10 protein-coding genes are annotated in these 9,520 nt (G+C 51.9%); 2 read left to right on the top strand and 8 right to left on the bottom strand.

Going from position 1 to position 9,520, the window contains the following annotated elements:
• From ACTF5Z_RS09880 to ACTF5Z_RS09890, 3 genes are all read right to left on the bottom strand, one after another.
• The coding region (locus ACTF5Z_RS09880) for a glycerophosphodiester phosphodiesterase family protein (RefSeq protein ID WP_438985486.1) at window positions 1–916 on the bottom strand (916 nt) is incomplete at its 3' end.
• Between the two features lie 206 nt (window positions 917–1,122).
• Entirely contained in the window at window positions 1,123–2,310 is a 1,188-nt protein-coding gene (locus ACTF5Z_RS09885) for a sulfotransferase family protein (RefSeq protein ID WP_438985487.1), read from the bottom strand.
• Window positions 2,311–2,321: 11 nt separating this feature from the next.
• Complete coding sequence (locus ACTF5Z_RS09890; RefSeq protein ID WP_438985488.1) at window positions 2,322–3,395, bottom strand: hypothetical protein; 1,074 nt, start codon at window positions 3,393–3,395, stop codon at window positions 2,322–2,324.
• A gap of 115 nt (window positions 3,396–3,510) precedes the next feature.
• Between ACTF5Z_RS09890 and ACTF5Z_RS09895 the strand changes: the two genes are divergently transcribed.
• Window positions 3,511–3,951, top strand: coding sequence for a nuclear transport factor 2 family protein (locus ACTF5Z_RS09895; protein ID WP_438985489.1), 441 nt, complete (start codon window positions 3,511–3,513; stop codon window positions 3,949–3,951).
• An 85-nt stretch (window positions 3,952–4,036) separates the two neighbouring features.
• The gene (locus tag ACTF5Z_RS09900; protein WP_423850125.1) at window positions 4,037–5,239 is read left to right on the top strand and encodes an acetyl-CoA C-acyltransferase; all 1,203 of its coding nucleotides are present in this window, start codon (window positions 4,037–4,039) and stop codon (window positions 5,237–5,239) included.
• Between the two features lie 105 nt (window positions 5,240–5,344).
• On the opposite strand, the gene ACTF5Z_RS09905 is transcribed toward ACTF5Z_RS09900, so the two are convergent.
• From ACTF5Z_RS09905 to ACTF5Z_RS09925, 5 genes are all read right to left on the bottom strand, one after another.
• Window positions 5,345–6,115: an SDR family oxidoreductase gene (locus ACTF5Z_RS09905; protein WP_423850126.1), complete on the bottom strand. Its 771-nt coding sequence runs from the start codon at window positions 6,113–6,115 to the stop codon at window positions 5,345–5,347.
• Window positions 6,116–6,138: 23 nt separating this feature from the next.
• Complete coding sequence (gene kynU, locus ACTF5Z_RS09910; protein ID WP_438985490.1) at window positions 6,139–7,374, bottom strand: kynureninase; 1,236 nt, start codon at window positions 7,372–7,374, stop codon at window positions 6,139–6,141.
• 130 nt (window positions 7,375–7,504) lie between these two features.
• Entirely contained in the window at window positions 7,505–8,350 is an 846-nt protein-coding gene (locus ACTF5Z_RS09915; protein ID WP_438985491.1) for an alpha/beta hydrolase family protein, read from the bottom strand.
• On the bottom strand, window positions 8,337–9,329 hold the full coding sequence (locus ACTF5Z_RS09920; protein ID WP_438985492.1) for an isoaspartyl peptidase/L-asparaginase family protein: 993 nt from the start codon (window positions 9,327–9,329) through the stop codon (window positions 8,337–8,339). The genes ACTF5Z_RS09915 and ACTF5Z_RS09920 overlap by 14 nt, the downstream gene beginning before the upstream one ends.
• Before the next feature lie 4 nt (window positions 9,330–9,333).
• A partial coding sequence (locus ACTF5Z_RS09925; protein ID WP_438985493.1) for an EamA family transporter occupies window positions 9,334–9,520 on the bottom strand: 187 nt, incomplete at its 5' end.

Raw genomic sequence — 9,520 nt, forward strand, 5'->3', positions numbered from 1 at the left:
CCGTTGGATGGGAACGGATGAATGTGGGCATTAACCTCGGCTCGGCATTAATGCCCCAAGGGTGGAGTTGCAGGCCTTCTTGTTTTGCATTCTGTAAGAATGTGCTGGGTCCTATTTTGCCATCAGTTGTGGGGTCGATGAGCAGATCTACCGACGGTCCGATGCCATCGGCAAATTTGCTAAGGGCTTGCAGGCCAGTTTGGGACTGTAAGTCTGGCCAATAATCGAGTCCATAACGGGCCATAACCGTCTCGTCAGGCTGCCATCGAGTCGCTAGAAAAATGCGTTTTACCGTGCTTTTAGCAGCGATTTCCATAAGAGGCTGGGGCCAAAAGCACTGCACATAGACGGGTGCGTCACGGTGATTCCAACCGGCCTGATCCAGGCTTGTGAGCAGGGTATCGACCATGTCGAACCCCAGAGATTCGTGATAGTGCGGGTGCTTGAGCTCAGGGTAAATCCCTATCGTTCTTCCGGTTTCGGCGCTTGCCGTTTTCGCAATTGCAATGACTTCGTCAAGGGTGAGAATCGTGTCCTGGTCGTTCATCGCCACATTGTCTGGGCGCAGTTCAGGTCGGCGCTCTCGGGCTTTCAGTGTCTTAAGCTCTTCGAGCGTAAAGTCTTCAGTGAACCAGCCTTCAAACACTTCGTCATCGATTGTTTTGGTGGTTTTTCTGTCCGCAAATTCGGGCCGCTCTGCTACATCGGTGGTCGTGCTGATTTCGTTTTCATGACGGGCGATTAAAATCCCATCTTTGGTCATCACTAAATCAGGCTCGATAAAGTCAGCGCCTTGCTCGATGGCAAGCTGATAGCTACTCACGGTGTGCTCCGGCCGATACCCACTGGCGCCCCGATGAGCAATGACGATGGGTTGGGCTGGCGCAATGCTTGCGCTTGTATCAATTGGCTGCATGTCGGCTCTCACGCAAATAGGTGCGGTTAGCATACAGCACGCACAAATGATCCATCGATAAAACTGCATGACAAAACTCCGATCTAAAACCAAAGACTACTCACTGTTTTTTACAAGGATGTGTCATATCTTCAAAATGTGGATTCTAAATTGAACAATATCTGGATTGGGAGCCTCTCCGGTTTCTGCTTCCGGCGTAGCTGAGCTTAGCGCTCAAACACCTGAGCGAACTCCTCGCTGTAAAAGGCAAAGATCTCGCGGATGCGATCAAGCGTGATGTCGTAGTCTGCAAGATTGTGTTTGTGCGGCGGGCGGTCATCGCGCTTGTTGGCCGCCATGTGCGCTTTAAACTGCTCGATATCGTCGTCTCCAAAGGGCAACCTCAGGCGCTCGAATACCGACTTACAGGCCTCTAAGGGGCGCGACAGCAAATCTTGGTAGTGAATATCGATAAAACGCTCGGGTGCACTGCGACGTGCTGCGATGGTGTCTTTTAGGTTGCGGGCCAAACGATCGTTCCAGTGATGAGCCTGACGAACGACCACATCATCGATATTGCAGTCAGCTCTGGTCAGAGTGCCCACCATGCTGTACCAACTGGGCATGACCTCGTCGATAGGTCGGTGCGGCATCACGATTAAAGCATCGGGGAATAATTTAAGCAGCGTTGCCGTGCAGGTTAGGTGGTGTGGCGATTTTAAAATCCAGCCCTGTTGTCGGCGTTCGGGTGTTTGCCACTGCAAAATTTTGATGTAGTCGATAAGCTCACTCAGGCTGTTCGATTGATCTTTGGAGAGCATCCACTCGTCGTAGGTAGGCACGTACATCGCAGAGGCTGGCACGTTGCTGACAAAGCTGTGTTCCAACATCATGACTTCTTCGTCATGCGCTCGAGCATCCATCGGATGAATGGCTTCAAAGTTTTGCATAGCTCCCAGAATCTGTTCCATCAAGGCCTCACCCATGGCGATACGTTCGCTTGGGTCGCCCTCAGGCTCATGGTCCAATGGCATGGGGAACATCGTTTCCCACCAGTAGGTAGCGGTAAAGTTCGTGTGCGACGCTAACAGTCGCTGAAACATGGTGCTGCCTGTTCGCGGCAGACCGATAATGATGGCCGAGACCTTAATTTGTTCGTCTAAGATTTCTGGATATTTGGTAAGCAGTGCTTGTTTGCGCAGCCGGTTATTGAGCGAATTAAGCAGCCGCTCGGATTGCATCATCAATCCTTGTTCAGATAGTTGAGCCTCCTCGCGCATCGAGCGTGTCAGTGTGTCTAAGGCTTCCTCGTATTGGTTTGGTCCAAAGTCGGTCAAGCCGGCACGTGCACTGGCAATCGCTTTTAAATTTTCGACAGTCAGTTCGTCAATTTGGGTAATGGCAGACAGTGTCATGAGAAGGCCTCTTACAGTTCGTTTAGCTTGACGATGCGAGTGGTGGGCAATGGGTGCTCTGTCGCGCCGACCCAACGTATCAGTGCTGTACCCTCGGGGTGTCCTGAGGTGTCCATCCAATTGGCAACTCCTGGGTTGTTTTTACAGCACACAATTCGCAACACACCGTCTTCATCGAGTTTGGCACTGTGTTTATTCAATGTGACGTCTCGGAAGCGATAGTCGAAACTCTCCATCCAAAAGTTGTCTAGCTGAAAGTTCCAGTAATCGCACTCGGGCGGCGTTACTTCAATAATCCAAGCTTCATCTTCGGCGATCTTCCAGTAGGCGTGGGCGTAGTAAATATCCGCAGCGCCACCGGCTTTTTGGAACATCGATTGATCAATGTCTGGGAATTGGTTGGGGTGCTGTTGAAATAAGCAGGCCCAGTCAAAAAAAGTCTTCGAGACGCCCTGTACAAATTGTCCCGCTCGGAACAATCCTTCGCAGAAGGTCTTGGTCGCGAGTGGCTCTGGACGCTCCGGGCCATTAATGCGCTCAATTTTGAACTCGCCCGGGCGCTCGGTTGATCGATCCATGTAGCTCTGGCGTATGATGATGACGCTGGCATCGGGCTCAAGGCGAAGCCAGTTCTTCGCGTGCGGCTTGCATGAGGCAATGATCTCGACTTCGCCGTTGGGACCCCATTCGATCTCGTTCATCATTAAACTACCCGTAGCATGAGCGCTGCCATCGATGTGATAGCGCATGGCGTTGGCGACAATCGAGAAGTAGGGCATCGTGCCCAATTTGCCGGTGATGCGGTAGTCGCAGTCGCCCTTGATAGAGGTATTTAAATAGTGGTTGTCAGGGTTGTCTGCGCCAATTTTACCCGTTTCATGCGAGAGCTGATAAAAGAACGGAAAGTCTGGGTCGACCGCCTCGACGTACTGTTCTAGAGCCAACTTGGTTAAGCGCGACAAATAACGGTAGCCTTCAGTTTGCACTAAGGGGTCTTTCGGGACCTTGTCGTCTAACACAAGTTTTCCTGCCTCTGCCAGCTGCTGACAAAAGGCTTCCCATGCTGCCGAAGGATTCGTGCTCATAGCGCCCCCTTAATCCATTTGGTCCATTGTTGTTTCGATCGATTCTAGCCCGAACCCGCCACTGTGAGTGAAAACTCTGCTAGTCTGAATTGATTACTACAATAAGGAGACAGGTATGTCGAACCCTGCTATCGAAATCCCGAATGTTTTGTACCGTTATGGTATGTGTATTGACGAGGCTAAGTTTGCAGAGGCTGCGGCCTTGTTTCGACATGGGCACATTGCTCTGGGTGGGGACGTGCAAATTAGCGACCCTGACAAAATTGAGGCACTGTGGCGCTCGATGGTGAAAACCTACGACTGTGGTACCTCGCGTACACGACATATTATCACCAATCCGATTATCGAGTTGGCAGACGATGCACTCTCGGCGGTGGTGCACTCCTGCTGGACGGTGATTCAGCAAACGGCAGACTTCCCCTTACAGATGGTCGCCTCGGGCCGGTACCGAGATGAATTTCACGTCATTGATGGTCAGTGGTGGTTTAAAGAAAAGGCTTATTTAGGGATTGATCTACAAGGTGATATGAGTGCGCATTTGCTGGGTTCGGTGTAATTGACGAGTCATTAGTCCTTTTAAGGGTTGAGCTTTCATGACAAAGGCCGCACAGTGCGGCATTGTTTTTTTGAGGAGTATAACAGTGAGAGAAGCAGTAATTGTTTCAACGGCTCGAACGGGTTTAGCAAAATCGTTCCGAGGTGGATTCAACGACACCGAAGCACCAGCCATGGGTGGGCATGTGGTGCGAGCCGCCGTGGCGCGCGCGGGTATTGACCCAGCGGAAGTCGATGATTGCATTTTTGGCGCGGCTGCGCAGCAGGGCACGCAAAGCTACAATTTGGGACGTTTGTGCGCCTTAGCGGGTGGTTTGCCTGACACCGTAGCCGGTATGTCAATCGAACGCCAATGTTCGTCTGGCTTGATGTCGATTGCAACCGCCGCGAAAAGCATTATGTGCAACGAGTACGATATTGCGGTCGCCGGTGGGGTAGAGTCGATCTCATTGGTTCAAACCAAGCATAAAAATGGCTACCGCGCCGTGTCGCAAACCGTGGTTGATGTTGATCCAACAGCGTACATGCCCATGCTCGAAACCGCCGAGGTAGTGTCTGCTCGTTACAATATCTCGCGCGAGTCGCAAGATATTTATTCTTTGCAAAGCCAGCAGCGCACTGCGGCAGCACAGCAGGCCGGTTTGTTCGCGGACGAGATCGTTCCAATGGCGACGCGTATGGCCGTGTTTAATAAAGAGACCAAAGAAACGACTTATCAAGACGTAGTGGTCGATCGCGATGAATGCAACCGTCCGTCGACAACTTTAGAATCATTGCAGTCGTTGGAGCCAGTTTGGAAAGACGGTAACTGGGTCAAAGAAGGGCGCTTCATTACCGCGGGTAATGCTTCGCAATTATCCGATGGCGCGTCGGCCTGCGTGGTTATGGACTCCGCCTTAGCGGCCAGTAAAGGTATCGAGCCTCTAGGCTTTTACCGCGGTTTAGCGGTGGCGGGGTGCAAATCTGACGAAATGGGTATTGGCCCCATGTTTGCCATTCCAAAATTGCTAAAGCGTCACGGATTGTCGGTTAACGATATCGATTTGTGGGAGTTGAACGAGGCGTTTGCCTGTCAGGTGATTTACTGCCGCGATCAGTTGGGTATTGATAACGATCGTTTGAATGTTAACGGTGGCTCGATTTCAATTGGTCATCCATTTGGTATGAGTGGTGCTCGTATGGTGGGTCATGCGTTGTTAGAAGGTAAGCGCCGCGGCTCGCGTTATGTGGTGGTAACCATGTGCATTGGCGGTGGTATGGGTGCCGCAGGCTTGTTTGAAGTCGCCTAAGTGTAGATAGCGCTGATATGAAAAAGGTGGCCCTGGCCACCTTTTTTGCGTCTGGGGTAGGGTGATCGTTGCGGTGTTGGATTGCCCCCTTTGCTTTTGCGCGGCCTAGACCGCGACCCAATCGCCACCGTTTACATCTAATGCCGCTCCCGTAATCTCGCTGGCATAGTCGCTGAGCAGAAAGTAGATGGCTTGCGCGCACGCGTGATCCAGCGGAATGTGTCCTACGGGTATTTCACTGGCGCGCTGGGCTCTAAACGCATCGCCACCGTCGGGCTGCGAGCTGAAAAAGTGTTGCAAAGGCACACCGTCCATCCAGCCCATTAGCGCCGTATTTACACGAATGCCGGTGCCGCCGAGCTCTACAGCGAGTTGGCGGGTGAGCTGGTTCAGTGCAGATTTGCCCATCGCGTAGCCACCTTCACCTGGCATGGGTTTGCGCGTGGCAAGGGTAGAGATATTAACGATTGACCCTTTGCCTTGTTTTTTCATGTGGGGCACGACCTCGCGAGCCATACGCAGTGCGCCGACAGCAATAACATCTAAGGCTTGGGTCACCTGCTCGATGGGGTGGGAAATAAGATCGTTCCAATCGGGATGGTAGTAGGCCGAATTCACCAAGCCATCTACCCGGCCATACGTATCAATCGCTGTTTGCACCAGGGCTTTGCATTGTTCGTCGCTGGAGACATCGCAAGGCACCGCTATTGCTTCGCCGCCTTGCGCTTTGATGTCGGCGGCTATCGCGTTAATGGCGTCTACTGAACGTGCTGATACAACTACCTTTGCCCCTTCCGCAGCTGCACCGCGGCAAGCGGCCTGACCCATGCCGGGGCCCGCTCCAGTGATGATGATGACCTTATCTTTTAATATCATTATTGCTCTCCGATAATTTGCTGTTAAGTGACCGTATTTCGGCGAAGAAAACGTTCATCGAGATAGGATTTACATCGCACGATCTCGTGTAACTTTAACGCGGCGTCCACTACATCTGCAAACGATAGGAAGAGGGGAGAAAAGCCAAATCGTAGTACATTTGGAGCACGAAAATCGCCGATTACGCCCTCGGCAATCAGCGCTTGGCATAGTGCATAAGCATTTTCGTGTTCGAAGCTGAGCTGAGCTCCCCGTTGAGCGTGTTCCGTTGGGGTCACCAAACGGATTTCCTCATCGAGTCCCAAGTCGCTCAGCGATCTGAGGAATAGGTCACCCAAGGCTAAAGCCTTCTGTTCCAGTTGGGGTAGGGTAAGTTCTTGGAAGTCGGTTAGAGCCCCAAGTAAGGCCGCCATGGACAGCACCGGAGGAGTGCCGACCAAAAAGGATCTCATGTCGCTCGCCTGTGAATAAGAGTGATCAAAAGCAAAGGGCGATTGGTGTCCCATCCACCCCTGCAAAGCACTTCGGCCAATCAATGCTTCGGGCCTCGCGGCATAAATAAATCCCGGTGCGCCCGGTCCTCCGTTTAAATACTTATAGCCGCAACCAACGGCAAAATCGACTTGCCAAGCGTGCAAGTCGACATTGAGAACCCCTGCACTATGGGCTAGATCGCAAATGACGATTGCGCCGGTTTGATGTGCTTGTTGGCAGATCGTTTTAATGTCATATCGTTCGCCTGTTTTGTAATTCACGTGAGATAGGACGACGGCTGCAACATCTGAGTCTAAATGCTCAACGATGTCGCTGGTCTGATGGTAACTTAACGAAATATCGCCTCGGGCAAATTCAGCCAAGCCCTGCGCGACGTAGTTATCGGTGGGGAAATTGTCGGTTTGGAGTAAAACACGCTTTCGCTCACTGGCGCTCAGGATGCGTGTGAGCAGTTTGAACAGATTAACCGAGATGCTGTCACAAACGATCAGCTGATCTTGCTTGGCGCCTAAGAGGGGCGCAAGAGCGGCACCAATCCTCTGGGGAAGGCCAATCCAATCGTGTACATTCCAGCTTTTGATAAGATCTTTGCCCCATTGATCTCGCGCGCACGTATTCAGAGCCTGAAGCGCAGCAATACTGAGAGGGCCCAGCGAGTTGCCATCCAGGTAAATGGTCTCTTCTGGAAGGTCAAAACGCTCCCTATACCGCTTTAGAGCATCGTGCTCATCAAGTCGCAGGGCTTGTTGTTTACTGTCTATCACTTAAGCTCCTTCATCCTGATTCACCCTAGGCGCACATGCTGCGCCAAGTATCGGAACTGGGTTTTTCTAGAAAATGCTGTTCGCAAGGCCTTGAGGCCAGTTCACCAGGTCTGCCAGGTAACCCGATTATTCATTTCTGCTGAACCTCAAGAGTCGTCAGAGCTGTTTTTAGGACGTCCATGAGCTTACGATGCGCTGCACTATCAATCATCAACCAATCAAAGTGACCAATACTTGGCAGCAAAAGTGACTCTGCGCCAAGCACATTGGCATGCTCTTTCGGCACTATAATGTCATCGATGCCCTGTAGAATCCAAACCAAGCGATCTGAAAAATCCCAAGAACTTGGACTCGCGTTGCGGTAGGCGTCGGGTTGTTCATGGGGTGCTGCCCCCATAAAAGGCACAGTGCCCTGCTGGCAAGAGTTTTTGCCCATCGCATAGGCGACCATGTCGGTTATCGGTGCCAGTGCGACTGTCGCTACTGGTGTCTGCGCATACCATTCTGATCTGGCTGCCAACAGGGCTAGATGGCCTCCGGCTGAATGCCCGATGATGACAGTCGGAGTCACTGTGTCATCGCCCATAATAGCTTTTATACCTTCTTGAACATCGAGCAGGCTCGTCGGCCAACCGCCTCCAGTTGCGCCAGTGCGGCGATATTCAAGAGTCCACGCGTCAAACCCATTCTCACCCAAGTAAGATACGAAGCTGTCGGCGTGAGTGTGATCAAATTCACTCAGCCAGCAACCTCCATGAACGTAAATGACTCTTGCTTTAGGCGGAGTTTGTTGTGTTGTCCATCGCAGGGCGAAATTGTGTTTGCTCGGTCCGTAATTAAGGCGCTGATCGAAAGGCGACAAAGGTTGCGCAACTATTTCGCTCAAAGGTATCGCGCTCTCGGCCGTCATAGCGGAAAAGCTCAACGCAAAAATGACAACAATACGAGGGATCAAATGGCTACTAAGGCTCAGCATAGATCTTCACAAAGCGCTCGCCACGGCTGTTGATACCGGCACGATACATACCTGTGGTGTTGAAGCTAACAATAACCTCACCCGTCGGATTAAGGCCGATAATACCTCCGTCTCCGCCCATCGCGACCAGCTTTGCTTGGATGACCTCGTCTGCCGCGGCTTGCAGATTGATATTTTTGTAGGTGCTTCTGGCACAAATATCATGCGCGACGGCTGCCCGGATAAAATACTCCCCATGGCCTGTCGCGGAAATGCCGCAGACTGCGTTATCGGCGTAAGTGCCAGCACCAATAATAGGTGCGTCGCCTACTCGACCATAACGTTTGTTTGTCATGCCGCCGGTAGAGGTTCCCGCTACGATGTTGCCTGCCTTATCCAGCGCGACGGCGCCCACGGTTCCGTACTTCTCGGGTTTTGGAATCAGGGCCAAAGGTTCTCGGGCCTTGGCCTTACGCACCTGTTCAAGACGTCGAGGGGTGATGAAGTAATCGTTCTCGACCAGCTCGAGCCCTTGCTCAGACGCGAACAGTTCTGCACCTTGGCCAACAAGCATCACGTGTTTCGATTCTGTCATGACGGCGTAGGCTAACTCGATTGGATTCTTGACCGAAGTCACGCTCGCTATCGCACCAGCAGCGAGGTCGGAGCCTCGCATGATGGATGCATCAAGTTCCGCCTTCTCTTGATGCGTCAATACAGCACCGTGACCTGCGTTAAAAAGTGGCGAATCTTCCATCATTTTTATGACGTCGATAACAACAGTTTCGCTTGATTCACCAGCCAGTAAACGTGCGTGGCCATAATCAATTATTTTAGCAAGCGTCTCACGATAGTTTTGCTCCAACTCTGGCGTCATCTTGTCGCGAGTGATGGTGCCCGCGCCGCCATGAACTACAAGGGCGACGTCGCTAGCGCCTCCTATTGAGGGTGGTGAAAAAATCAGGGTTAGACCGACAAATAAACCTGCAATGATTCTCATGTTTCTACCTTTTTGAGTTGAGCAAAGCGCCAAGAATAATCAGGGCACCCCCTATTGCTGTAGTTATACTCGGAGTCTCGGAAAAAAGCAGCACCCCCAGCAAGCCAGCAATAGGAACTTGGATGTAGGAAAACGCCACAACCGCCCCTGCATTATGGAGTGCTAAGCCTTTAGTTAATCCCCACTGCCCG

The sequence above is a fragment of the Aequoribacter sp. genome (assembly GCF_965659035.1).
Lineage (GTDB): Bacteria > Pseudomonadota > Gammaproteobacteria > Pseudomonadales > Halieaceae > Aequoribacter.